Source organism: Ruegeria sp. YTSA064, from assembly GCF_059610325.1.
In genome coordinates this window covers 70,735-94,084 of sequence record NZ_JBXWNK010000016.1, presented here as the reverse complement: position 1 = coordinate 94,084, position 23,350 = coordinate 70,735, and the positions used below count along the sequence as shown (strand labels likewise).

Annotated in this window: 25 protein-coding genes; 13 read left to right on the top strand and 12 right to left on the bottom strand. The window is 56.6% G+C overall.

Annotated elements, in window-relative coordinates:
• The first annotated feature begins 2 nt into the window (after positions 1–2).
• From AC2FI7_RS20860 to AC2FI7_RS20850, 3 genes are all read left to right on the top strand, one after another.
• Positions 3–272, top strand: a complete 270-nt coding sequence (locus AC2FI7_RS20860) for a CBU_0592 family membrane protein (protein WP_010438730.1) — start codon at positions 3–5, stop codon at positions 270–272.
• Between the two features lie 93 nt (positions 273–365).
• Entirely contained in the window at positions 366–1,220 is an 855-nt protein-coding gene (sseA, locus tag AC2FI7_RS20855) for a 3-mercaptopyruvate sulfurtransferase (protein ID WP_010438733.1), read from the top strand.
• Positions 1,220–2,404, top strand: a complete 1,185-nt coding sequence (locus AC2FI7_RS20850; RefSeq protein ID WP_010438736.1) for an amino acid aminotransferase — start codon at positions 1,220–1,222, stop codon at positions 2,402–2,404. Before sseA ends, AC2FI7_RS20850 begins: the two co-directional genes overlap by 1 nt.
• Before the next feature lie 67 nt (positions 2,405–2,471).
• Here the strand turns inward: AC2FI7_RS20850 and AC2FI7_RS20845 are convergent, their stop codons facing one another.
• Positions 2,472–3,794 (bottom strand): ammonium transporter, encoded by a 1,323-nt coding sequence (locus AC2FI7_RS20845; protein ID WP_010438738.1) that lies wholly within the window; start codon positions 3,792–3,794, stop codon positions 2,472–2,474.
• A 33-nt stretch (positions 3,795–3,827) separates the two neighbouring features.
• On the bottom strand, positions 3,828–4,166 hold the full coding sequence (locus AC2FI7_RS20840; protein ID WP_010438740.1) for a P-II family nitrogen regulator: 339 nt from the start codon (positions 4,164–4,166) through the stop codon (positions 3,828–3,830).
• A gap of 257 nt (positions 4,167–4,423) precedes the next feature.
• Between AC2FI7_RS20840 and AC2FI7_RS20835 the strand changes: the two genes are divergently transcribed.
• A complete protein-coding gene (locus AC2FI7_RS20835) occupies positions 4,424–6,610 on the top strand; it encodes a transglycosylase domain-containing protein (protein ID WP_010438742.1) in 2,187 nt (728 codons plus the stop codon).
• 56 nt (positions 6,611–6,666) lie between these two features.
• On the opposite strand, the gene leuB is transcribed toward AC2FI7_RS20835, so the two are convergent.
• On the bottom strand, positions 6,667–7,770 hold the full coding sequence (gene leuB, locus AC2FI7_RS20830) for a 3-isopropylmalate dehydrogenase (protein WP_010438745.1): 1,104 nt from the start codon (positions 7,768–7,770) through the stop codon (positions 6,667–6,669).
• A gap of 91 nt (positions 7,771–7,861) precedes the next feature.
• On the opposite strand from leuB, the gene AC2FI7_RS20825 reads away from it, so the two are divergent.
• Entirely contained in the window at positions 7,862–8,389 is a 528-nt protein-coding gene (locus AC2FI7_RS20825; RefSeq protein WP_010438747.1) for a redoxin domain-containing protein, read from the top strand.
• Positions 8,390–8,395: 6 nt separating this feature from the next.
• Here the strand turns inward: AC2FI7_RS20825 and AC2FI7_RS20820 are convergent, their stop codons facing one another.
• The gene (locus tag AC2FI7_RS20820; protein WP_010438749.1) at positions 8,396–9,289 is read right to left on the bottom strand and encodes a LysR family transcriptional regulator; all 894 of its coding nucleotides are present in this window, start codon (positions 9,287–9,289) and stop codon (positions 8,396–8,398) included.
• 83 nt (positions 9,290–9,372) lie between these two features.
• Here AC2FI7_RS20820 and AC2FI7_RS20815 point away from each other — a divergent pair, with 83 nt between their 5' ends.
• Entirely contained in the window at positions 9,373–10,278 is a 906-nt protein-coding gene (locus AC2FI7_RS20815; RefSeq protein ID WP_010438751.1) for a Rossmann-fold NAD(P)-binding domain-containing protein, read from the top strand.
• Between the two features lie 10 nt (positions 10,279–10,288).
• Here the strand turns inward: AC2FI7_RS20815 and AC2FI7_RS20810 are convergent, their stop codons facing one another.
• The 6 genes from AC2FI7_RS20810 to AC2FI7_RS20785 form a co-directional block, all read right to left on the bottom strand.
• The gene (locus AC2FI7_RS20810; protein WP_010438753.1) at positions 10,289–11,311 is read right to left on the bottom strand and encodes an endonuclease/exonuclease/phosphatase family protein; all 1,023 of its coding nucleotides are present in this window, start codon (positions 11,309–11,311) and stop codon (positions 10,289–10,291) included.
• Positions 11,308–12,138: a hypothetical protein gene (locus AC2FI7_RS20805; protein WP_010438756.1), complete on the bottom strand. Its 831-nt coding sequence runs from the start codon at positions 12,136–12,138 to the stop codon at positions 11,308–11,310. The genes AC2FI7_RS20810 and AC2FI7_RS20805 overlap by 4 nt, the downstream gene beginning before the upstream one ends.
• A 330-nt stretch (positions 12,139–12,468) precedes the next feature.
• Positions 12,469–13,074 (bottom strand): 3-isopropylmalate dehydratase small subunit, encoded by a 606-nt coding sequence (gene leuD, locus AC2FI7_RS20800; protein ID WP_010438759.1) that lies wholly within the window; start codon positions 13,072–13,074, stop codon positions 12,469–12,471.
• A 42-nt stretch (positions 13,075–13,116) separates the two neighbouring features.
• Positions 13,117–13,671 carry an HdeD family acid-resistance protein gene (locus AC2FI7_RS20795; protein WP_010438761.1) on the bottom strand — a complete coding sequence of 185 codons (555 nt, stop codon included), beginning with the start codon at positions 13,669–13,671 and terminating at the stop codon, positions 13,117–13,119.
• A 38-nt stretch (positions 13,672–13,709) separates the two neighbouring features.
• Positions 13,710–15,113 carry a 3-isopropylmalate dehydratase large subunit gene (gene leuC, locus AC2FI7_RS20790; protein ID WP_010438762.1) on the bottom strand — a complete coding sequence of 468 codons (1,404 nt, stop codon included), beginning with the start codon at positions 15,111–15,113 and terminating at the stop codon, positions 13,710–13,712.
• Between the two features lie 43 nt (positions 15,114–15,156).
• The gene (locus AC2FI7_RS20785; protein ID WP_010438763.1) at positions 15,157–15,264 is read right to left on the bottom strand and encodes a hypothetical protein; all 108 of its coding nucleotides are present in this window, start codon (positions 15,262–15,264) and stop codon (positions 15,157–15,159) included.
• A gap of 73 nt (positions 15,265–15,337) precedes the next feature.
• Here AC2FI7_RS20785 and AC2FI7_RS20780 point away from each other — a divergent pair, with 73 nt between their 5' ends.
• The 4 genes from AC2FI7_RS20780 to AC2FI7_RS20765 all read left to right on the top strand — a co-directional run bounded on the left by AC2FI7_RS20780 (position 15,338) and on the right by AC2FI7_RS20765 (position 18,235).
• Positions 15,338–16,708: a mechanosensitive ion channel family protein gene (locus tag AC2FI7_RS20780; protein WP_496833595.1), complete on the top strand. Its 1,371-nt coding sequence runs from the start codon at positions 15,338–15,340 to the stop codon at positions 16,706–16,708.
• Between the two features lie 165 nt (positions 16,709–16,873).
• The gene (gene rsfS, locus AC2FI7_RS20775; protein ID WP_029621719.1) at positions 16,874–17,233 is read left to right on the top strand and encodes a ribosome silencing factor; all 360 of its coding nucleotides are present in this window, start codon (positions 16,874–16,876) and stop codon (positions 17,231–17,233) included.
• Positions 17,234–17,277: 44 nt separating this feature from the next.
• The gene (gene rlmH, locus AC2FI7_RS20770) at positions 17,278–17,748 is read left to right on the top strand and encodes a 23S rRNA (pseudouridine(1915)-N(3))-methyltransferase RlmH (protein WP_010438768.1); all 471 of its coding nucleotides are present in this window, start codon (positions 17,278–17,280) and stop codon (positions 17,746–17,748) included.
• A gap of 1 nt (position 17,749) precedes the next feature.
• A complete protein-coding gene (locus tag AC2FI7_RS20765) occupies positions 17,750–18,235 on the top strand; it encodes a flavodoxin family protein (RefSeq protein WP_010438771.1) in 486 nt (161 codons plus the stop codon).
• Between the two features lie 3 nt (positions 18,236–18,238).
• Here AC2FI7_RS20765 and AC2FI7_RS20760 read toward each other — a convergent pair whose 3' ends face one another.
• Positions 18,239–18,586 (bottom strand): hypothetical protein, encoded by a 348-nt coding sequence (locus tag AC2FI7_RS20760; protein ID WP_010438774.1) that lies wholly within the window; start codon positions 18,584–18,586, stop codon positions 18,239–18,241.
• Positions 18,587–18,621: 35 nt separating this feature from the next.
• The gene (locus AC2FI7_RS20755) at positions 18,622–19,332 is read right to left on the bottom strand and encodes a DUF599 domain-containing protein (RefSeq protein ID WP_010438777.1); all 711 of its coding nucleotides are present in this window, start codon (positions 19,330–19,332) and stop codon (positions 18,622–18,624) included.
• A gap of 80 nt (positions 19,333–19,412) precedes the next feature.
• On the opposite strand from AC2FI7_RS20755, the gene AC2FI7_RS20750 reads away from it, so the two are divergent.
• From AC2FI7_RS20750 to glcF, 3 genes are read left to right on the top strand one after another with little or no spacing between them, the layout of a single operon-like run.
• Entirely contained in the window at positions 19,413–20,852 is a 1,440-nt protein-coding gene (locus AC2FI7_RS20750; protein WP_010438780.1) for an FAD-linked oxidase C-terminal domain-containing protein, read from the top strand.
• A gap of 45 nt (positions 20,853–20,897) precedes the next feature.
• Complete coding sequence (locus AC2FI7_RS20745) at positions 20,898–21,992, top strand: FAD-binding protein (protein WP_010438783.1); 1,095 nt, start codon at positions 20,898–20,900, stop codon at positions 21,990–21,992.
• A 3-nt stretch (positions 21,993–21,995) separates the two neighbouring features.
• A complete protein-coding gene (gene glcF / locus AC2FI7_RS20740) occupies positions 21,996–23,309 on the top strand; it encodes a glycolate oxidase subunit GlcF (RefSeq protein ID WP_496816889.1) in 1,314 nt (437 codons plus the stop codon).
• Positions 23,310–23,350 lie beyond the last annotated feature (41 nt).

The following is a 23,350-nucleotide window of genomic DNA, read 5'->3' as shown; positions in this document are numbered from 1 at the left end:
CCGTGACTGCCTTCTTTGACAGCCTGACATTCGTCGATGCGATCGGCTCCTTCGGGGCATTGATCGTGGTTGTAGCTTATTTTGCCACCCAGATGCGCATGATGAATTCGGACGATCTGGCCTTTCCAGTGGTGAACCTGATCGGTTCGGTTCTGATCGTGTTTTCGCTGATGCAGAACTTCAATCTGGCATCGATGCTGATCGAAGGCTTCTGGATAATCATCAGCGTGATCGGGATCATTCAGCACTTTCGCCTGCGTCGGGCGGGTTAAATCCAATGCTACCGAAGCGCTAGCGCTATCCAGCCTTGAACCCGCATCGCGCCGAGTATAGGGAAAACCCAAGCTCGCTTAGGGGAGGCTTTGATGCAGGACGATCCAAAAACCCTCGTTTCTACCGAATGGCTTGCCGCTCATATCAAAGATCCGGATCTACGGATACTGGATGGGTCGTGGTACCTACCGCAGCAAGCTCGCGACGCCAAGGCAGAGTATGACGCGGGCCACATTCCCGGTGCACGTTATTTCGATATTGATGAGATTTCCGATCATCGTTCGGATCTGCCGCACATGGCACCTCCGGTCGAGAAATTCATGTCGCGCTTGCGGGCAATGGGAGTGGGTGATGGCCATCAGGTAGTGGTTTATGATGGCGCTGGTCTGATGTCGGCAGCACGGGTCTGGTGGATGTTCCGTCTGATGGGGCAGGAAAACATCGCCGTTCTGGATGGTGGGTTGCCCAAATGGCAGGCCGAAGGTCGAGAGATTGAGGACCTGCCTCCTGTCATTCGCGACCGTCACATGACTGTGCGGGTGCAGAACCATCTGATCCGCGATGTCACGCAGGTTTCTGCGGCTGCCAAACTGCATGATCATGAGATAATCGATGCCCGTTCGGCATCACGTTTCGCTGGTGCCGAGGCTGAGCCACGTGAAGGGTTGCGTTCGGGCCATATCCCCGGTTCTCGCAATGTGCCATTTGGAATGCTGCTGAACAAAAACGGCACGATGAAATCACCCGAAGACTGTCGTGTAATATTCGAATCTGCAGGTGTGGACCTGTCGAAACCCGCGATCACATCCTGTGGGTCGGGCGTGACCGCAGCGATCCTCAGCCTTGCGCTTGAGCGCATGGGTAAGAAAGACCACTCGCTTTATGACGGCTCCTGGGCTGAATGGGGTGCCTTCCCGACCCTGCCCGTCGCAACCGGAGAGAACTGATGTTCGAGAACCTCAAACCGCAACCCGCTGACAAGATTCTGGCGCTGATGCAGATGTACCGCGAAGACCCACGTGATCAAAAGATCGATCTGGGTGTCGGTGTGTACAAGAACGCCGAAGGTGTCACACCGGTGATGCGTGCAGTGAAGGCTGCCGAAAAGCGAATTCTCGAAGAGCAAGAAAGCAAGGCTTATACCGGGTTGGCGGGCGATCCGGCTTATGCAGATGCGATGATCGGTCTGATCCTTGGGGACGCAGTGCCACGTGGCAATATTGCTGCCGTGGCGACCCCCGGCGGAACCGGGGCTTGTCGTCAGGCGTTTGAACTAATCCGCATGGCAAATCCGTCGGCCCGTGTCTTCCTGTCGAACCCTACATGGCCAAACCATCCGTCGATCCTGCGTTATCTGGGGATTGAAACCGCCGAATACCGCTATTTTGACAGCGAAACCCGTGGTGTTGATTTCGATGGTATGATCGAAGATCTGAAAACTGCCAATGCGGGCGACGTGGTTCTGCTGCATGGTTGTTGCCACAACCCAACGGGCGCCAACCTGAACATGGTGCAGTGGCAGGAAGTCGTGAACCTGATCAACGAACGCGGTCTCGTGGCGATGATCGACATCGCCTATCAAGGCTTTGGCGATGGTCTTGAGGAAGATGCGCAGGCGACGCGTCTGGTGGCTTCTTCCGTGAAACGCTGCCTCATCGCGGCGTCCTGCTCGAAGAACTTTGGCGTTTATCGTGAACGTACTGGACTGCTGATGGCGATCAGTGATGATCCAGCTCAGACGGCGTTGAACCAATCCTCTCTGGCGTTTCTGAATCGCCAAAATTACTCTTTCCCACCCGATCATGGCGCGCGCGTTGTGACCACGATCCTGAATGATGAGGCTCTGCGCGCCGATTGGGCCGCCGAGCTGGAAGAAGTTCGCTTGTCGATGCTGGGCCTGCGTCAACAACTGGCGGACGAGTTGCAGCGCCTCAGCGGATCGGATCGGTTCGGGTTTATCGCGCAACACCGAGGAATGTTTTCGCGGCTGGGCGCTGCCCCTGAGCTGGTCGAGAAGCTGCGTGCGGATCATGGTATCTACATGGTTGGTGATAGCCGTCTGAATATTGCGGGATTGAATGCGACGACCGTGCCGATTCTGGCTCAGGCGATCATTGATGTTGGTGTCTGAAGCGCGTCTCTGAAAAATGGAAAACCCGGGCGTGAAGCCCGGGTTTTTGTTTGTATATGGTTGGCTATTAACCTTTGGAGAACTCCGGATAGGCCTCCATACCAAGCTCAGCCATGTCGAGACCGTTGATCTCATCTTCTTCGCTGACGCGGATACCGACAGTGGCTTTCAGTAAGGTCCACAGGATCAGAGCGGCGACAAAGGTGAATACACCGTACGCGATGATGCCGGTCAGCTGCGTGATCAGGCTGGCTTCGCCATAGAAGATCACGGCAATCGTGCCCCAGATACCGGCGAACAGGTGAACCGGGATAGCGCCCACAACATCGTCGATCTTGAACTTGTCCAGCATCGGAACCGCGAAGACTACGATGATACCACCAACGGCACCGATCCATAGGGCGCCGAACAGGGTTGGGGCCAGGGGTTCAGCGGTGATCGAAACCAGACCGGCCAGCGCGCCGTTCAGCACCATGGTAAGGTCAGGCTTTTTGTACAGCAGCTGCGTTAGGATCAAGGCAGCAACCGCGCCTGATGCGGCGGCCATGTTGGTGTTGGCAAAGATGCGCGATACGTCCGAGACATCTCCTACGGTGCCCATGGCCAGCTGCGAGCCACCGTTGAAACCGAACCAACCCAGCCAAAGGATGAAGGTACCCAAAGTAGCCAGCGCCAGGTTCGAACCGGGCATCGGGTGCACTTTGCCGTCTTTGTACTTGCCAATGCGCGGCCCAAGGATGAGGGCACCTGCCAGAGCTGCCCAGCCACCGACCGAGTGCACGATGGTCGAACCCGCGAAGTCCGAGAAGCCAGCTTCGGACAACCAGCCACCACCCCACTGCCACGAGCCCGAGATCGGATACATGATGCCGGTCAGGACAACCACGAAGGCAAGGAAAGGCCAAAGCTTGATCCGCTCAGCCACTGCGCCGGATACGATCGAGGCGGTTGCGGCGACAAAGACCAGTTGGAAGAAGAAATCTGATCCGATCGAGGCGTAGTCAAGTGCGGCTGCATCTGCACCAACGCCCACTGGATCAAGCACGGTTGTCGAGAAGAACGGACCCAGCCAGCCTGAAATGGTCCAGCCATCACCGGGGTACATCAGGTTGAAACCGATCAGCCAGTACATGATCGCAGCAATGGAAAACAGGGCGATGTTCTTGGTCATCTGCATAGCAACGTTCTTGGACCGCACCAGCCCACCTTCGAGCATGGCAAAGCCTGCGGCCATGAAGAACACCAGAAAGCCGCCCATCAGGAACAGCAGCGTGGTGAAGATGTATTGGGTGTGTTGCGCGGGCTCGCCGGTAGCGGCCTCTTGTGCAAGACCCATCTGCGGCAACGCGACAATCGCGGCGGCAGGGATGAGAGATTTCATCAGGTTCATTGTCAGTCCTCGAATGATTGTGAGTGAGCGCGCTTAAAGCGCTTCTTCGTTGGTTTCCCCGGTCCGCACGCGCAGGGCTTGCTCGACATCGAGGACGAAAATCTTGCCATCACCGATCTTGCCGGTCTTGGCGGTGGTGGTGATGGTCTCAATGATCTGGTCGGCCATCGTGGCGGGCACCACGATCTCAAGCTTGATCTTGGGTACGAAATTCACAGCGTATTCTGCGCCGCGATAAATCTCGGTGTGACCCGATTGCGAGCCGAACCCTTTGATCTCAGTCACCATCATGCCGCGCACGCCTGCATTGGTCAGCGCCTCGCGCACCTCCTCAAGCTTGAACGGTTTGATTGTCGCAATGATCAGTTTCACGTCTTTCCCCTCTATTACCCCGGGTGGCCGGGCATTTTGCACCTGCAGAAAAATGCGCATTCGAGGCTCTGAAGGAACGCTCTCACAGGGGAAATGAGGGGGAATAATCAGAAAATTTGCACATTTTTTGCACGAACAGCGCTATTTGATGAAAAAATGGGCAAACAAGTGAGGGGAAATACCAGAATTTCACACCTCTACATGGCCGTTCCGGCGGGGTATGGTGCCCCAAAAGTATAACCGGGCAGAGTTTGAGCATGACTGAGTCCAACCGCCGAAAACCGCGACTGGTCGCGGATAAAAGGTACCCGTCCAAAGGTCGAAAACCTGCGGCGACCAAGCGGGCTGCAAAACCTGCTGGTAAGAAGTCGGCTGCCCGAAAAACCGCCCCGCGCAAGACAGCGCGGAAGAAGACGCGTCGCAGTTCCGGCGGCAAAGGGGGCGGCATTTTCCGACGCCTGTTCCGTTGGCTCTGGCGTCTGTTCTGGGGCGTCACATGGCGGATTGGTGCGGTAGCGGGCCTGTTGTTGGCGCTGGCCGTCGGTGTCGTTTACACATCACTACCGGATGTGGATGCCTTGTTGGATGGGCGAGCCAAGGGCTCGGTGACGTTGCTGGATCGTGATGGCAAGGTCTTTGCCTGGCGCGGCGATCAGTTTGGCGGCGTGATTACGGCAGATACAGTTTCGCCGCATCTCAAGAATGCCGTGATCGCGACCGAGGATAAGCGGTTCTACCGCCATTTCGGCGTCAGCCCGCGCGGTGTCGCGAGCGCGGTGCGCATCAACCTGAGCGAAGGGCGCGGACCGTTGTCTGGCCACGGTGGCTCGACCATCACGCAGCAGACAGCAAAGCTGCTGTGTCTTGGTGTGCCTTATGATCCCAGCGCGTGGGAATCCGAGGCCGCTTACGAAGCTGATTGCCGTCAGGGTTCGCTTTGGCGCAAAGCGAAAGAGGCGGTTTACGCCATTGCGATGGAGGTCAAATACTCCAAGGATGAAATTCTGACGATCTATCTGAACCGGGCCTTCCTCGGTGCAGGAGCGCGCGGTTTCGAAGCCGCCAGCCAGCGCTATTTCGGGATTTCGGCTGCCGAAGTGTCTCCGGCCGAGGCCGCAATGTTGGCGGGACTTCTGGTGGCACCTTCTCGCTATGCGCCCACGAATAACCTGCAACGATCGCAGGACCGGGCACGGTTGGTGGTTGGGCTAATGGAGGCTCAAGGCTATCTGAGCAGCGCGCAGGCAAGCGAGGCCCGCAGCCGTCCGGCGCAGTTGTCTGAAGCCGCCGCCGCCCGGGCCGGTGGCTATTTTGCCGATTGGGTCATGGCCAGTGGGCCTGAGTTTTTCACACGTAACACAACCGAGGACGTGGTGATCCGGACCACGCTGGATCAGCGCATTCAAACCTCGGCGGAAGAGGCACTGAAGTTCATCTTCCAAGAAAAAGTGCGCGAAGGGTCCAAAGCGCAGGCCGCTATTGTGGTGATGTCCGCGGATGGCGCTGTGCGCGGTATGGTCGGTGGCCGCAAGACCCGAGTATCAGGCGCGTTCAACCGAGCCACGCAGGCTCTGCGTCAGACGGGGTCGTCTTTCAAACCGTTTGTCTATGCGACGGCGTTGGAGCTGGGATATTCACCGTTGGATACGGTTATGGACGAACCGACCTGCTGGGATATCGCAGGGTCGGGTCAGTGGTGCCCGAAGAACTACACCCACAAGTTTTATGGTCGGGTGACTCTTGCGGATGCGCTGAAGAATTCATTGAACATCCCGGCGGTCAAAGTGGCAGATATTTCTGGGCTTGATAATGTCCGCACCGTTGCCAGCGGTTTCGGCCTTTCAAGTGATCTGGCCGAAGGGCTCGCGCTGGCGTTGGGCGCATCGGAAAGCACGCTGATCGAGATGACAGGCGCTTATGCCGGTATCCTGAACGGCGGCTCAGCGGTGGAACCCTATGGCCTGACTGAGCTGAAGCTGCTGGGTGAGTCCGACCCCGTCATGGTCACGACAACCGGTATCGGTGAACGCGTCATCAACGACAAGGCCGCCAAGCAACTGACCTGGATGATGGAGCGCGTGGTCTCGGAAGGCACTGGTGGGCGCGCAAAACTGCCGGGCTGGCAGGTGGCGGGCAAAACCGGAACGACTCAGGCCGCGCGGGATGCGTGGTTCATCGGGTTCACAGCCGATTACGTTGCGGGTGTTTGGATGGGGTATGATGACAATACACCTTTGTCGGGTGTGACGGGCGGCGGTCTACCGGCGGAAATTTGGAAAGAGACGATGTTGCGCGTCACGGAAGGAATGACGCCAACGCCATTGCCGATGCTGGAGCCGGACCCACCGGTCAGAACTGCTCAGCCTCAGCAACAGCGCCGTAAGAAACAGACCGGCTTGGATAAGGCGATCAACAATCTGCTGAACAACATTTTCGGAAATTGACATACAAAAAAGGCGGTGCGCTGGGCACCGCCTTTGATGTCTGAATGATCGTAAGATCAGACGCTTTCGTCGAGTGCCGCCAGAATTGCATCACCCATTTCACTGGTCGATACTGGCTGAACACCTTCTTCTGCCAGCAGATCGGCCGTGCGAACGCCATCGGCCAGAACCTTTTCGATCGCGGCTTCCAGACGACCTGCTTCGTCGCCCTGATCGAAGCTGTAGCGCAGCGCCATGGCGAAGCTGAGGATACACGCGATCGGATTGGCTTTGCCCTGACCCGTGATATCGGGGGCGGATCCATGTACCGGTTCGTACATCGCCTTGGGGCGACCATTGGCCATCGGTGCGCCAAGTGAGGCGGAAGGCAGCATACCCAAAGACCCGGTCAGCATCGCGGCGCAATCGGACAGCACATCGCCGAACAGGTTGTCGGTGACGATCACGTCAAACTGCTTGGGCGCGCGCACCAGCTGCATCGCACCGTTGTCGGCATACATATGCGACAGCTCGACCTCGGGGTATTCTTGGCCCACGCGGGTTACGACTTCGCGCCAAAGGATGCCCGACTCCATTACATTGGCTTTTTCCATCGAGCACAGTTTCTTGTTCCGGCGCATCGCCAGCTCAAATGCCGAACGCGCGGCGCGTTCGATCTCGGACTCGGTGTAACGCTGGGTGTTGATGCCAACGCGTTCATTGCCTTCCTCGAAAATGCCGCGCGGCTCGCCGAAATAAACACCCGAGGTCAGCTCGCGCACGATCATGATGTCGAGGCCGGCTACCACATCCTTCTTCAGCGACGAGAAATCCGCCAGCGCGTCAAAGCATTGAGCGGGGCGCAGGTTGGAATACAAGTCCATTTCTTTGCGCAAACGCAGCAGGCCGCGTTCGGGCTTCAGGCTGAAGTCCAGATCGTCATACTTAGGGCCACCAACAGCACCCAGCAGAACGGCATCGACCTCTTGCGCCTTGGCCATGGTCTCATCCGACAGGGGCTTCCCGTGTGCGTCATAGGCAGCGCCGCCAACCAGATCCTCGCTCACGTCAAATTGAAGACCGCGATTGGCACCGAACCAATCGATGATTTTGCGCACTTCGGCCATAACTTCCGGGCCAATTCCGTCTCCGGGCAGGATGAGGAGCGAGGGGTTGGACATCGACAGTCTCCTTGCGTTTTGTCGCACAGGCCCTAGCGTTTGCGGCGCATCGGGTCAATGAGACGAACCCGCCAAATCACGAGGAAACCACATGCTGACACCCGGAAATCCGGCCCCATCGCTGAAAATCGAAACTGTAGGCCATGGTACCTTTGATCTTGAGCGTGACACGGGCGAAAACGGAACTCTGGTGATACAGTATCGCGGCTTGCACTGTCCGATCTGCATTCGCCAGATGGGTGAGGTCGAAGCTGCGCTGGGTGATTTCGCCGAATTGGGGGTCGAGGTGATCATGATCACTACGGATGCCGGCGAACGAGCGGCGGAAACGGTGGAGAAAGCCGGGGTCTCGAAACTGCGTGTTGGGTACGGCCTGTCCATGGCCGATGCGCGGGATGTCTGGGGTCTGAACATCTCCGTGGCTCGTGAAGGTAGTGCCGAGCCAGCGTTATTCGCTGAACCGGGGCACTTCTATATCAAGCCTGATCAGACTCTCTATTACGTCTGGCAGCAGACAACGCCTTTTGCTCGACCGACTATGTCCGACATCGTCGGCGGTTTGAAATTTACCTTGGCCAATAACTATCCTGCGCGCGGCACCTATACTGGCGCGCTGTAGGCGGCTTTACAGCCGCGCCTTCAACCCTTCGGCCAACAGATCCCAGACCCTGCGGATGCGCGGGGTCTGTCGCATCGCCTGAGGGGCGGCCAGCCAGACCGGCAGCACCGGTATCTCGACATCAATGTCCAACACCTCGACCTCTGGATCAGCCAGCACAATGCTGAGCTGGCTGAACCCCACTCCACAACCTGCGCGGATCAATTCCCAGTAAGCCGTCTGGTTATCGCACCGCGTGGCAAAGCTGTCCCGGCTGGCAGGCCAGCCTTTGTTACGCATCGCGATAATAATGTCTTCGTTGGTGTCAAATCCCACAAGGTCGTGCTGCATCAGCTCTGTCGGCGTATTGGGCCGTCCTGCATGGTCCAGATAGGACCGTGAGGCGCAGAAACATAACGGCACCTCGCCGATATGCTTTGCGACGATGTCGACTTGTTCGGGGCGGTACATGCGCACGGCGATGTCGGCTTCGCGAAACAATAGATTCTCGCTGGCATCCGAGGCGACCAGATCAAGCTGAATAGCCGGTTCAGCCTGACGAATCGCGGCGATTATCGGTGGCAGTAAATGGTGCGAGACAAAGACCGAGGCGGTAATCCTGACCGAGCCCTCCAACTGCTGCGCCTGCCCGGCTGCCGTCAAACCAAGCGCATTGACCGCGCTGTACATCTGCTGCGCCATCGGCAGCACTTGCTGCCCCACCTCGCTGAGCGTCAACCCACGCGCGTGGCGGTCAAACAGCGACACGCCCAATTCTTCTTCCAGCGCATGCACCTGACGCCCCAGCGTTGGCTGGCTGCGCCCAAGTTGCTTCGCGGCCGCGGATAATGAACCCGTTTCCGCAACAGCGAGAAAACTTTGGATCAAGGACCAGTCAGAAAGTTGAAGAGAATTTGCCATTCAAAAACGAATACATAATCTGCGGTTTTTGGCAATTTCCAAATACTGATGAATGAATAGATTGGTGTTGAATGGAGGGACCGATGTCACAAACAGCACTTATTCTCGGGGCCAGTGGCCGCTTTGGTCGCAATGCTGCACAGGCTTTTTCCAACGCGGGTTGGGGCGTGCGCCGGTTTGATCGACGCAGCGACAATCTACACTCGGCGGCACGCGGGGCAGACGTTATCGTGAACGCATGGAACCCGCTGTATCCCGATTGGGCGAAACAAGTCCCTGAATTGCATCGACAGGTCATAGATGTGGCATCTGAACATGATTTGACAGTGATTGTGCCCGGCAACGTTTATGTCTTCGGCGCGGATACGCCTGGACCTTGGTCCAGTGAAACACCCCATCTTGCACGCAATCCGCTGGGGCGCATCCGCATCGAAATGGAAGAGGCATATCGCGCTTCATCCGTGCGGACAATTATGTTGCGCGCAGGTGACTTCATCGACACCACGGCCTCGGGCAACTGGTTTGATCAGATCATGATCAAACACTTGCAGCGCGGTCGCTTTGTGTACCCGGGCAATCCCGACATCCAGCATTCTTGGGCCTACTTGCCCGATCTGACCCGATCCGCCGTGGCCCTGGCAGACATACGCGGCGAGCTGCCGCGATTCTGTGATGTTCCCTTTGCAGGTTACACTCTGACCGGCAATGAAATGGCACAGATGTTGTCACAGATGACTGGGCAAGACATTGCGCTTAAGCAGATGGCGTGGTGGCCGTTGCAGTTGGCCCGCCCCTTCTGGCGTCTAGCCCCACATCTGCTTGAAATGCGCTACCTATGGGATACACCGCATCGTCTGGATGGAAGTTTCTTTAACGAATTGCTGCCGGGATTTTCGCTGACTGAACCGAACGAGGCGCTTAGAAATGCGATCCCAAAACCTAAAGTCTCTGCTGCGGCGCAACGAACCGGTGCAGCTTTGCGATCATGACCGCAGGCGCCTATTGGTTGATGAGATCGACCCAGACAAGCCGGTGACGGCTTGCTGCTTCTGCCGAAGCTCGGGCTTCGGTCTCAGGCCAGTAAATACCTGCATCGTGCACGTGCCAATCGGATGAGGGCAATACGTAATCCACTCTCATTTCGCCTACCCCTTTCCATTGAACTGTTGCGGCCGATCCGGCAGGGTCCAATGGCACAGGGTCTTGGATCAGAGGGTCGGCAAGAAGATCGTTGATTGCAGCCTTGTGCCCTTCGCCGTTGTGCGGGTCCAGATTGGCATCGCCTGCGATGACGAACCGATCTGAAGGAGTAGGCCCCAATTTACCGTCCAGCAGTAGCGACCAGAATCGAACTTCATCCCGGTTGCGTAACCCGTTGCGATCTTCGGGACCATCAAAGACAGGGGGGCTGGCGTGAAACGTCATCAAATTGATACGACCAACAGGGGTGTCGATCGGGACGACCCAATGTGATGTGGATGACAGCCTTTGAATGGCTTGTGCCTGAGGTGAGGGAAATGGATTTCCGTTTATTTTTGGTAGCCGGGCACCGGGAAGTTCGTTCCAAAGCAACTCGGTATAGGACTGGACCTCTCTGGCTGCGATGGGATAGCGGGATAAGACTGCCAGGCCGCTTTGGCCCGTAAAGCGCCCCCATCCCTGTGTGTCGCCCGGACCACCAGTTTCGCCGTCCCCATCTAAATCTTCAACGGTTTCGAGCCCCGAATTGGGTTGCTCGAAATAGCTGTAGGGATAATTCAAGCCATGGCCTTCCAGTGCATCAACCAGAGTGTCGAGCGCTAGCCCGTCCAGATCCCAATCGAGCCCTTGCAGTGAAACGATGTCTGGGCGGGTTGTTACCAACACCTCAATCACCGCCGTAACCTGTGGGTCTTCCCGCAGGATGTCGCGCAGTAACAGGCCAGGTCCATTGCGACTGAGTTCAGTATTGTAACTTGCGACGCGCAATGTCTCTGCCTGCGCCACGCAGGGCAGCATTAACAGGACCAGCAGTCGGATCATGCGATCTGTGTAGACTCGGATGTTGAATAGGCGCGGCGTTTTTCAACGATCAGGTTGGCAATGCGCAGGGTCGCCATACCGCGCATGATCATGCTGGCAGGCAGGAACGCCCAGGCGCAAAGCGTCCAGATCAGAGTCTGGGGATTGCCGAGCGTGATCGGCGTGATAAATTCGGCTGTCAATTTGATTACAGCAGGGATCAGGAAGGGCAGCAACGCCCCAATTGCGATGTTCAACCGCCCATCGCGCTGCAATCGGGCAACAACATCTCCACCCTTGGTTGGGTCAAACAAAGGCAGATTGGTCCAAACGTTGAACGCGCCATTTCCTGTTGGCCATCCTCTGAGTTTTACGGCGTAGGCAAAGCTCGCGATGGTGACCAAAGCCGCGACATAGGCGATGCTGGCTGATATACTGACAAGCTCAATAAGTGGTGCGCTGGCGTTTCCGGGAAGCACAAGAACCACGAGCCGAACAGGCGAATAGGGAAAGTCCACCACATTCGCGACCATCAAGCCAATAGAATAGAATACGCCCGTAAGATCCGTGGGTGCATACGCATTCTTACAGATCAGCGTTAAAAAGGTGACCATCGACATTAGGCCAACAAAACGCAACCTGTTTACCGGCGGGGCGTCACGGAATTCGATAAAGCTGGGGAAGGCTGAATTATATTCAGAGAATGTTAGAATAAACGCGAGGATCGCCAGAAAGACGATAATCTCAGTCCCGTTAGACGTCGATGTGGGCAGGTATAACGCGGGGGTTAGCACCATCAGTGCCACCAATAATCCACGTATCGCCGCGCCCGTCGTGCGTGCAATCACAATCCGAACCCTTTCCAAACCGGAGCTGTCGATTCTAAGTCGACTTGTCGTCCAACTTGCGCGCGCCACTCGTTCACTGGCGGCTACCTGTTAGGTGCCACCTTGGCTGATAAGCGGTAATTCGCTCAAGTCAGAGTGCAGAAAACACTGAGTTTCGGGCAAAATGATGGCGCAACTGGTGCGGGATTGCATCAATTTCGACGCAAATCCGACGTGTATATCAAAATGATACCTAGATGTAGTAGATTGGGGAGATTTAACCCCAAGAATGCGAACGGGGCCGCGCTTGCGACCCCGTTAAGTTGAGTATCAACAGATTCGTCCCCAGAATCATACCCAGGGACGGGCTTGGCTTGCGTGATCCTCGAACTTGTCGATGTGATGGTCTTTTTCCATCGTCAGACCAATATCGTCCAGACCGTTCAGCAGGCAGTGTTTGCGGTGTGGGTCGATGTCGAATTCGATGACCACGCCATCTGATGTGGTGATCTGCTGATCTTCCAGATGCACGGTCATACGAGCATTCTCGCCCTTATGCGCGTCATCCATCAGAATCGCGTGATGTTCCTCTTCCACCACGATGGGCAGGATGCCGTTCTTGAAGCAGTTGTTGAAGAAGATGTCGGCGAAACTGGTCGAGATCACGACCTTGATGCCGAAATCCTTGATCGCCCAAGGCGCATGTTCACGGGATGAGCCGCAGCCGAAATTGTCGCCCGCCACCAGAATCTCGGTTTGGCGATAGGCGGGTTTGTTCAGTACGAACTCTTCGTTCTCGCCGCCGTGGTCGTGATAACGCATCTCGTCAAACAGCACGACGCCAAGGCCGGACCGCTTGATGGTTTTCAGGTGCACTTTGGGAATGATCATATCGGTGTCGATATTGATCAACGGCATTGGGGCGGCCACCCCGTGGACTTTTTCGAACTTTTCCATTTCTACACTCCTGCGGGAGAGGGCCGCGCCCATGCCCCGCGTTTAAGCTTCTTTCGCTTCTGTTGTTTCGTCCTTGGGTGCGTTCTTGACGAAGAACGCCATGAAGACCAATCCGAACCCGTTGAACAGCATCTCGATGCCCAGGAAGATTCCCAGAATGCTCAACAACGCCTGCGGTTCCTGCCCCACATAGCTCCAGATGATGCCTGCGAGGATGATCGACAAGATGCCCGAGATCATCGTGGGCCAGAAAAACTGTGTTCCCTTCATTTGGAACGACAGGATGATCCGCGCGATGCCGCCTGCCATGAACAGGATCAGCACCACAGTCGCGAGCGTCAGCGTGCCCTGCAGCGGGTGATCCAGAAAGGACCAGCCCAGGAACAGCATGACCGCACCCATGATGAGTGACAGGATTTTGTTGCCAGCGCCTTCAACCGTGAAGCCACCAACGATCTGCAATCCGCCTGCGATCAGCAGCAACACACCGGTTACTACTGTTACGGCAACGGACGCCACGACCGGCGCGCCCAATACGAACACACCGAATGCTATGGACAAAAGTCCCAGCAGTAGCCATTTGACCCAATCACTCATGTTAGTCTCTCCATCAAATATCTAGATATGAGAGAGTCTTACATCATTTCACGGACGTCTGTCAGCCGTCCAGTGATTGCCGCCGCGGCAGCCATTGCGGGGCTGAGCAGATGGGTGCGCCCACCGCGGCCCTGACGACCTTCGAAGTTGCGGTTCGAAGTCGCTGCACAGCGCTCACCCGGCTGCAGTTGGTCGGGGTTCATCGCCAGACACATTGAGCATCCCGCCAGACGCCATTCGAACCCGGCATCTTTGAAGATTTCGGCCAATCCTTCTTCTTCGGCCTGTGCACGCACCAAGCCCGAGCCTGGTACGACCATGGCGCGCATGCCGTCCTTGATCTTCTTGCCTTTCAGGATTTCCGCCGCAGCGCGCAGGTCTTCGATCCGACCATTGGTGCAAGAGCCGATGAAAACAGTGTCGATTTCAACGTCGCTCAGCTTTTGACCGGCTTCCAGACCCATGTACTCGATCGAACGGCGGGCCGCGTCTACTTTACCACCTTCAAAATCTTCGGGATGCGGTACGGATGCAGTGATCGGCAGCACGTCCTCGGGGCTGGTGCCCCAAGTGACGACTGGTGCGATATCTTCACCACGCAGCGTGATGACTTTGTCGAAACGCGCGCCCTCGTCGGTATAAAGCGTTTTCCACCAGTCCATTGCGGCTTCCCACTGTGCACCTTTGGGGGCATGCGGGCGGCCTTTGACATATTCAAATGTGGTTTCATCCGGTGCGATCAGGCCAGCGCGCGCGCCGCCTTCGATCGCCATGTTGCAGACGGTCATGCGCCCTTCCATCGACAGATCGCGGATCGCCTCGCCACAGTATTCGATGACGTAGCCAGTGCCGCCAGCGGTACCAGTCTCACCAATCACGGCTAGGGTGATGTCTTTGGCGGTCACGCCTGGCTGCAGTTTGCCAGTGATTTCCACCTTCATATTCTTGGACTTCTTCTGGATCAGTGTCTGCGTGGCCAGAACGTGTTCAACCTCAGACGTGCCGATGCCGTGGGCCAGAGCGCCGAATGCACCATGAGTCGCAGTGTGGCTGTCGCCGCAGACAACGGTCATGCCGGGCAAGGTCCAGCCTTGCTCGGGGCCAACGATGTGGACGATGCCCTGACGAACGTCATGCACAGGATAGTAGTGAATGCCGAAATCCTTGGCGTTCTTGTCCAGTGCCTCGACCTGAATGCGTGATTCCGGGTTTTCGATCCCGTTCACGCGGTCCGGGGTGGTCGGAACGTTGTGGTCCGGTACAGCGATGGTTTTTTCCGGGGCGCGCACCTTGCGGCCCGCCATGCGCAGGCCTTCGAACGCCTGTGGGCTGGTCACTTCGTGAACCAGGTGGCGGTCGATATACAGCAGGCAGGTGCCATCATCGGCTTCATGCGCGACATGGGCATCCCAGATCTTGTCATAGAGTGTTTTGGGGGACATCGGTCCTCTCCCGTATGTAATGAGAAATAGCTGGCGAGGTGGCTCAGGCGACGGGTAGGCGTGCCAGAACCGTGCGGGCGGCCCCAAAGAACCGTTCACGCAACCGCGCGCGATCTTCCAGATTCTGTTCTTGGGCCACATTGAGTCTCATGCGCTCCAGATATAACGGGGTTTGCCGTCAATCAAGGTTCAATCCGGGTAGGGGCTTGCATCCCCTCAAATGGATGGCCAAGCTGACAGGCATGAACCAGGATCTGTTACCAGAAACGCTGTCCGAGCTTTACGGCAATATGACGGCAGCCTTTTCAGAACAGATTGAAAATTTGATCGAGCTGATGGTCACGCCCGGTTGGCGGCAGTATCAATTGGTTATCATCCTGTTCCTATGGGCGTTGGCGTTTCTTCTGAAACTTCTGACGCAAAAAAGATGGGATGTATGGGCGCGCGCGCGTACCGGCTGGCCGAAATGGCGGCTGCGCATTCTGATCCAACTGATGCGGCGTTTGACGCTGGTCTATTTCGTGCTGCTGACTTGGGGGCTCTACTGGGTCATGCAGCAAACAACGTGGCCTTCGCGTAGCTATATCATAGGTGTATTTGCGACCCTGGCAGCGGCTTGGTTGGCCATTGCGTTGGCATCGCGCTTGGTGCGCAACCGGACACTGCGGCAGATTTTCAAATGGTCCATGTGGGTCTATGCGACGCTAATCGCGCTGAATCTGACGGATGATGTCGCCGGTTTTCTGGACGGTGTGGCGCTCTCGATAGGTGATCTCCATATCTCGGCGTTGGGGATCATCAAAGCCGTCCTGCTGATCGGCATTCTACTAACGCTCGCAAGGATCGGGACCCGCGCGGCTGAACGCGGGCTTATGAGCAATGATGACATCACGCCATCGATGCAGGTGTTACTCGCCAAGGGAATTCAGGTGCTGCTCTATGGCGCAGTGTTCATGGCCGCGATCCGCACGCTTGGCTTTGATCTGACCGGGATTGCGCTGTTGTCCGGCGCGATTGGTGTAGGGATCGGGTTCGGGCTACAAAAAGTGGTCTCGAACCTGATTTCGGGCATCATCATTCTAATGGACCGATCGATCAAGCCGGGCGATGTGATCTCGCTGGGCGATACGTTCGGTTGGATCAATGCGCTGGGCGCGCGCTATGTCTCGGTTGTCACGCGCGATGGGCGGGAATACCTGATCCCAAACGAGGATTTGATCACCAATCAGGTGGTGAACTGGTCGCATTCGGACAAGTTTGTTCGGCTGGATCTGGAATTCGGAACCAGCTATGGCGACGACCCTCACAAAGTGAGGGCAACGGCGATACGAGCCGTCAAATCGGTTGGTCGAGTGTTAAGTGGAGGATCCCATGAACCCGTCTGCCACATCACCGGTTTTGGCGACAGCAGCGTGGACTATGTGCTGCGGTTCTGGATTAGTGATCCGACCAAAGGGCTGACGAACATCCGGGGCAATGTTTATCTGGCGTTGTGGGATGCGTTCCAGGCTGAAGACATCTCGCTACCCTTCCCACAACGTGAAGTTCGTCTGCTGCCGGACGACGCAGAGGCGCAACAACTCGCCAAAGAGTGAGCCGATGTCACTGCGTGAAGCAGCCAGTTCATTGAAATGTTGCAATCCCCTTGTTACCTTATTAGTACCCCAGCGCCGGGGATTTGGCGGCGCGTTGCAAAGGAGGACTATGTCCTGTCTCTACATACACAGGCGGGTTTGCCCGCCGATGATGGGGCCAAAGTAATGGCCCACTCTGAGTCAATCAGCGATATGCTGCTTGAACGTATCCTTTCCTCACTTTCCGATGACAAGGCCGAAGACGTCGTGCAGATCAACTTGCAAGGTAAGTCTTCTGTCGCGGATCACATGGTGATTGCCTCGGGTCGGTCGACCCGTCAGGTCTCGGCCATGGCGGAAAAGCTGACGGATCGCATCAAGCAGGAATTCGGCTTCACCTCGAAGGTCGAAGGCAAGGATGCCGGCGACTGGGTGTTGATCGATACGGGCGACGTGGTCGTTCATATCTTCCGCCCCGAAGTGCGTGAATTCTATCAGCTGGAAAAGATGTGGCTGCCTCAGGGCGGCAGCGCTTCGGCGAATTAAGGCGCCATCCCGGCCCGTATTGAGGGGCCGGAGGCGAGAGAGACATGCGTATCAGCATCGTTGCGGTCGGGCGATTGCGCGCCGGACCGGAGAAATCCCTGCTTGATGACTACCTGAATCGTTTCGACCGAACCGGCCGTGCGCTGGGCCTTGGGCCTGCAAAGGTGATCGAAGTCGAAGACAAGAAAAACGCAGGCATGGGGGCCGAGGCCGCGTTGCTGCGGAAAGCTCTGCCCAAGGGCGCGGTGATCTGTACGCTGGATGAGCGCGGACGGGTGATGTCCTCACCCGATTTTGCAAAAAAGCTGGGTGGATGGCGTGATGAGGGCCGACAGGATCTGGCGCTGATCATCGGTGGAGCGGACGGAATAGACCCTAATCTGCGGGCCGAGGCCGATTTTTCCCTGTCCTTTGGGTCAATGGTCTGGCCTCATATGCTGGTCCGTGTGATGTTGGCCGAGCAACTGTACCGGGCCGCTACCATCCTGTCGGGCGGTCCTTATCACCGGGTCTGACATGGCGCAGCTTTTGATCGTCTACCATTCGCGCACCGGCGGTGCCCGGCAGATGGCCGAAGCCGCAGCAGATGCAGCGCGCGACGAGGCGAACACCATCCTGAAAACCGCCGATCAGACCGGGCCGAAAGACCTGCTGGCCTCTGATGGCTATATCTTCTGCGCACCCGAGAACCTGGCCGCGATCTCTGGGCTGATGAAAGAGTTTTTCGATCGCTGTTATTATCCGGTACTGGGGAGGATCGAAGGTCGACCCTATGCGCAGATGGTCTGCGCCGGATCAGATGGTGAGAATGCCGCGCGACAGATGGCAAGGATCGCAACGGGGTGGCGGTTGAAAGAGGTGCAACCGCCCCTGATCATCTGCACTCATGCGCAAACGCCCGAAGCAATCCTGGCTGAGAAGATCATTCCTCAGGAACAACTTGAAAACTGTCGCGATATTGGTGCGGCCTTAGCGGCAGGTCTCAGCCTCGGGGTGTTCTGAAGGTCAGTTCAGATCGACCACTGTCGTGTCTTCGCTCCAACCACCGACATTGTCGCGCGCCTGAATTTGCACCTGCGTGGTCCCGTCCGGGATCATCACCCCGCCCAAAGACCGGGTAAAGGGTTGCTCTTCAACATGAGGGTGGTGCAGCACGCGCATCCCCAGTTCGTTTCCCTGCATATCCAGAACTCGCCAGCCGTCGGCATAATCATCCCATCCGGTATCGGGATGACGGATCGTGACATCGAATCGCCAAGTATCACCGTTCGAACGGGTCGAGACCTGTTCGATCGTCGGAGAGTCAGCGAAGGCGGGGCTGGCCAGTAAGGCGCTGAGAATCAGATATCGCATAGGGTCAAACTATGCGCTCGGGCGCGGCATTGCGATCACGACTCTGTGTTTGGTGGCGCTGTCATCATGACGGTTCGCGAATGTGAGGCGAACTCGCGACGATATAGGACTCCAAATGTAACGGCTGAGCTCAGTATTAATGCCATTGGTCCCAAAATCCAGGCAATGGATGCCAAAGCAAAGTAGGTTGCCCGCAACGCGCGATTGAAACTGCGCGCCGCCGTGATGCAGATATCGCCCGCCTGAGCGGCACGGGCATAGGCCTGCGGATGGTCGGGGTCGTTTGGAACCGCGGCCATCAGGATGGCGCAATATCCAAACAAACGATGCGACCATACAAATTTCAGAAATGCGTTCGACAGAAAAAGAAGAATAATCAGTATTTTGACTTCCCACACCATTGCGGGCGCACGGCCAATGGCAAGGTCTTCGGCAACTCCGGCCAAGCGCTCGGTATTGCCAAGCAGCGCCAAGCCACCGCCAATTGCAATCATGATCGTTGACGCAAAGAACGTACTGCCCTGACGCATGGCCGAGATCACCTGCGCATCGAACACACGTGGCTGGCGCGTCACCATCTCTCGCATCCAGACCTTGCGGAAATCATCCATCATCAACGACACCGACGGTTTCTGAGAGGATGGATTCTCGATCCTCCATCCAATTCCCAGCCAAGCTGCAAACAGAAGCAGTACGGCAACGTAGTCTAGCGGAGAGAACAGCAGCGCGCGGTCGATCCAAGTCATGCCGCGACACTATTGCTGGATTCAGAAACTTGCCAGCCGGTAAAATTGGTAATATAATTTTACCAAATGGAGGGTCAGCGATGGAAATGCCCAAGCCAAATCCGGATGTCATGGCGCGTAAGCAAGCTTTGGTTGCGCGGTTGCAGCAGGTCCTGCCGAGGGATGCCGTCATCCACGATGTGGCTGAAACGCGTGCATATGAATGTGATGCATTGACCGCTTACAAATGTCCGCCCTTGTTGGCAGTACTGCCGTCGACAACACAGCAGGTTTCCGATGTTTTGCGCATTTGCCACGAACTGAGTGTGCCCGTGGTGCCGCGCGGTGCGGGGACCTCGTTGGCCGGCGGTGCTTTGCCGACAGCGGATTGCGTGATCTTAGGCGTTGCTCGGATGAATGAAGTGTTGGAGGTCGACTACGACAATCGGTTTATCAAGGTGCAGACCGGCCGAACCAATTTGAGTGTGACCGGAGCTGTTGAAGAAGAGGATTTCTTCTACGCCCCTGATCCTTCGTCCCAACTTGCCTGCGCCATCGCCGGGAATATCGCGATGAATTCGGGCGGGGCGCATTGCCTGAAATATGGCGTGACGACCAACAACCTGATGGGCGTCACCATGGTGATGATGGATGGCAGTGTGGTCGAAATCGGAGGCACGTATCTGGATGCTGGTGGGTTGGACCTGCTGGGCGTGATTTGCGGATCCGAAGGGCAGCTGGGAATCGTAACCGAAGCGACGTTGCGTATCCTGCGCAAACCGGAAGGGGCACGGCCCGTTCTGATGGGCTTTGATGACAATGAAGTTGCGGGCCAATGTGTCTCTGACATTATCAAATCGGGCATTCTACCCGTCGCAATCGAGTTTATGGACCGCCTCTGTATCAGGGCCTGCGAGAATTTCGCCCATGCTGGCTATCCCGATTGTGAGGCGTTGCTGATCGTCGAGGTTGAAGGGTCAGAGGCTGAGATCGACAGCCAGCTTTCGAAGATCATCGAGATTGCCAAACGCCACAATCCCGTTGAGCTGCGCGAAAGCCAATCCGCTGATGAAAGCGCGCGTATCTGGCTGGGGCGGAAATCGGCCTTTGGTGCGATGGGGCAGATCAACGATTATATGTGTCTTGATGGGACGATCCCGGTCTCATCGCTGCCCTTTGTGCTGCGCCGCATCGGAGAGTTGAGCAAGGACTACGGCCTACCTGTTGGCAACGTGTTTCATGCCGGTGACGGTAACATGCACCCCTTGATCCTTTTTGACGCCAACAAACCGGGTGATCTTGAGAAATGCGAGGCGTTCGGGGCGGACATCCTGAAGCTTTGCGTCGATGCCGGAGGCTGCCTGACGGGGGAGCATGGGGTTGGCATCGAAAAGCGCGATCTTATGACCCATCAATATGCAGCTCAGGATCTTGAGGCACAGATGGCTGTGAAAGATGTGTTTGATCCTAACTGGCTGCTGAATCCAGCCAAAGTGTTCCCATTGGCGGCGTCAGCGGGACGCAGGATGGCGGCGGAATAGGGGCTTTGCCCTCACCTTCAAGAAATTTGTGAAAAGATGAACGCAATGAGACCTGAAACCGAGGCTGAACTTGCAGAAACCGTTGCTGGGCTTAACGGACCCGTATGTATTGCCGGCGGTGGCACACGCGGCGTTGTTGGTGCGGAACCGGAGCTGAGTACCGCTGGATTGAGCGGGATTACTCTCTATGAACCCGGAGCACTGACTCTGGTCGCGCGTGCGGGAACTCCTGTTGCTGAGATTGAGGCGGCTCTGGATGGCGAGGGTCAGCAATTGGCATTCGAGCCAATGGATCACCGCGGTTTGTTGGGCACGACTGGTGAACCGACGATTGGAGGCGTTGTTGCAGCCAACATCTCGGGGTCTCGCAGAATTCAGGCCGGGGCCTGCCGGGATTTCCTGCTGGGCGTCCGTTATGTCGATGGCCTTGGGCAAGTCATCAAAAATGGTGGACGGGTGATGAAAAATGTCACCGGCTACGATTTGGTGAAACTGGTGGCCGGGTCATGGGGCACATTGGGGGTTTTGTCAGAAGTCTCGCTGAAGGTTTTGCCCAAGCCAGAGACTCAGGCCACATTGGCTGTCAGTGCCGATGATGTAGGAACCGCAGTTGATCTTATGTCGACTGCCCTGAGATCCCCATACGAAGTGAGCGGCGCGGCGTATGATCCGAAGGATAGACAGGCGTTTTTGAGGATCGAGGGATTTGCCGACTCGGTCGCTTATCGGGCTAGTCGATTGAGCGAAATCCTTGGCAACGAATGCACCGAGTTGGAGGAGTCGCGCAAGCGGTGGGCTGATCTGCGCGATGTGCGTGCGTTCCATGATCTGGAAGGCGATGTCTGGCGCTTGTCGGTGAAACCCGGTGATGCCCTGGTCATTGCGGATCGGATCGAAGCAGGGAGGACCCTGCTTGATTGGGGTGGTGGTTTGATATGGGCGCTGGTGCCAAAGGGCACGGATTTGCGTGCGCGCTTGGGGGCCTTCGAGGGCCATGCGAGCCTTGTACGTGCAGATGCCCATACGATGGACGAATTTGGTCGGTTTCAACCAGAGAACCATCAGGTTAGGGCTCTAACAAGGGCAATTCGGCTGAAATTCGATCCGCGTAGCGTGTTCAATCCGGGTCTTATGGGGTAGACGATGCAGACGACATTTACCGAAAAGCAGCTGCAGGACCCCGCGATTGAGCGGTCCAATGAAATTCTGCGGAACTGCGTTCATTGTGGTTTCTGTACTGCAACGTGCCCCACTTACCAGGTTCTTGGTGATGAGTTGGACAGTCCTCGCGGACGCATCTATCTGATCAAGGATATGTTGGAGAATGAACGTGTCCCGGACGAAAAGACCGTCAAGCATATCGACCGCTGCTTATCTTGCCTCGCCTGTATGACCACTTGTCCCTCGGGTGTGCACTATATGCATCTGGTCGATCACGCGCGGGAATACATCGAAGATAATTACAAACGCCCATTCTCGGATCAGGCACTGCGTTGGATACTGGCCAAAATCTTACCTTATCCTACGCGCTTTCGATGGGCGCTGATTGGTGCAAAGCTGGGCCGCCCGTTCCGGTTTTTGATGCCGGATGCGCGACTGAAAGCGATGCTGGATATGGCGCCCAAGCATATTCCACCGGTTAGTCGCAATGATGATCCCCAAAGTTTTGCACCAAAAGGTTCAAGAACCATGCGTGTGGCGTTGATGACAGGGTGCGCGCAAAAAGCGCTGAATACAGACATCAACGATGCCACGATTCGTCTGCTGACACGCTTGGGATGTGAGGTAGTGGTTGCTGAAGGGGCAGGGTGTTGTGGAGCGTTAACTCATCATATGGGTAAAACGGGCGAAAGCCACGCTTCTGCCGCCACCAACATCCGGGCCTGGACGCGCGAAATGGATGGCGATGGCTTAGATGCGATTGTCATTAATACATCGGGGTGTGGGACTACGGTGAAGGATTATGGCCACATGTTCCGCAACGACCCGCTTGCTGCAGATGCCGCGCGTGTGTCGGCGTTGGCGATGGATATCAGCGAACTGTTGGTTCAGTTGGAGCTGCCATTCAGTGACAAAAAAGAACTGGTCGTTGCCTACCATGCAGCATGCTCTCTGCAGCATGGCCAAAAAGTTACTACCCACCCCAAAAGTCTGTTGAAATCTGCTGGATTCACTGTGTTAGAGCCTACTAATAGTCATTTATGCTGCGGCAGCGCCGGAACCTATAACCTTATGCAGCCTGAAATTTCCAGTCAGCTAAAACAGCGCAAGGTGCGCTCGCTTGAGGCCAGAAATCCCGATGTGATCGCAGCAGGAAACATAGGGTGCATGATGCAGATCGGGTCCGGAACCGACACGCCCGTTATCCATACCGTCGAACTGCTGGATTGGGCCACAGGTGGGCCCAAACCGCGCGCGCTGCACGGTGATACCAGCGGCATACCGCAATTACGTTAGCCAATTGCTGCAAGCGGGCATCAGATCAGAGCGAATCCAGA

Coding starts and splice junctions, on each gene's coding strand:
- sseA (WP_010438733.1), top strand. CDS start 366: ATGCAGGACGATCCAAAAACCCTCGTTTCTACCGAATGGCTTGCCGCT.
- AC2FI7_RS20850 (WP_010438736.1), top strand. CDS start 1,220: ATGTTCGAGAACCTCAAACCGCAACCCGCTGACAAGATTCTGGCGCTG.
- AC2FI7_RS20845 (WP_010438738.1), bottom strand. CDS start 3,794: ATGAACCTGATGAAATCTCTCATCCCTGCCGCCGCGATTGTCGCGTTG.
- AC2FI7_RS20835 (WP_010438742.1), top strand. CDS start 4,424: ATGACTGAGTCCAACCGCCGAAAACCGCGACTGGTCGCGGATAAAAGG.
- leuB (WP_010438745.1), bottom strand. CDS start 7,770: ATGTCCAACCCCTCGCTCCTCATCCTGCCCGGAGACGGAATTGGCCCG.
- AC2FI7_RS20825 (WP_010438747.1), top strand. CDS start 7,862: ATGCTGACACCCGGAAATCCGGCCCCATCGCTGAAAATCGAAACTGTA.
- AC2FI7_RS20820 (WP_010438749.1), bottom strand. CDS start 9,289: ATGGCAAATTCTCTTCAACTTTCTGACTGGTCCTTGATCCAAAGTTTT.
- AC2FI7_RS20815 (WP_010438751.1), top strand. CDS start 9,373: ATGTCACAAACAGCACTTATTCTCGGGGCCAGTGGCCGCTTTGGTCGC.
- AC2FI7_RS20810 (WP_010438753.1), bottom strand. CDS start 11,311: ATGATCCGACTGCTGGTCCTGTTAATGCTGCCCTGCGTGGCGCAGGCA.
- leuD (WP_010438759.1), bottom strand. CDS start 13,074: ATGGAAAAGTTCGAAAAAGTCCACGGGGTGGCCGCCCCAATGCCGTTG.
- AC2FI7_RS20795 (WP_010438761.1), bottom strand. CDS start 13,671: ATGAGTGATTGGGTCAAATGGCTACTGCTGGGACTTTTGTCCATAGCA.
- leuC (WP_010438762.1), bottom strand. CDS start 15,113: ATGTCCCCCAAAACACTCTATGACAAGATCTGGGATGCCCATGTCGCG.
- AC2FI7_RS20785 (WP_010438763.1), bottom strand. CDS start 15,264: ATGAGACTCAATGTGGCCCAAGAACAGAATCTGGAAGATCGCGCGCGG.
- AC2FI7_RS20780 (WP_496833595.1), top strand. CDS start 15,338: ATGGCCAAGCTGACAGGCATGAACCAGGATCTGTTACCAGAAACGCTG.
- rsfS (WP_029621719.1), top strand. CDS start 16,874: ATGGCCCACTCTGAGTCAATCAGCGATATGCTGCTTGAACGTATCCTT.
- rlmH (WP_010438768.1), top strand. CDS start 17,278: ATGCGTATCAGCATCGTTGCGGTCGGGCGATTGCGCGCCGGACCGGAG.
- AC2FI7_RS20765 (WP_010438771.1), top strand. CDS start 17,750: ATGGCGCAGCTTTTGATCGTCTACCATTCGCGCACCGGCGGTGCCCGG.
- AC2FI7_RS20760 (WP_010438774.1), bottom strand. CDS start 18,586: ATGCGATATCTGATTCTCAGCGCCTTACTGGCCAGCCCCGCCTTCGCT.
- AC2FI7_RS20755 (WP_010438777.1), bottom strand. CDS start 19,332: ATGACTTGGATCGACCGCGCGCTGCTGTTCTCTCCGCTAGACTACGTT.
- AC2FI7_RS20750 (WP_010438780.1), top strand. CDS start 19,413: ATGGAAATGCCCAAGCCAAATCCGGATGTCATGGCGCGTAAGCAAGCT.
- AC2FI7_RS20745 (WP_010438783.1), top strand. CDS start 20,898: ATGAGACCTGAAACCGAGGCTGAACTTGCAGAAACCGTTGCTGGGCTT.
- glcF (WP_496816889.1), top strand. CDS start 21,996: ATGCAGACGACATTTACCGAAAAGCAGCTGCAGGACCCCGCGATTGAG.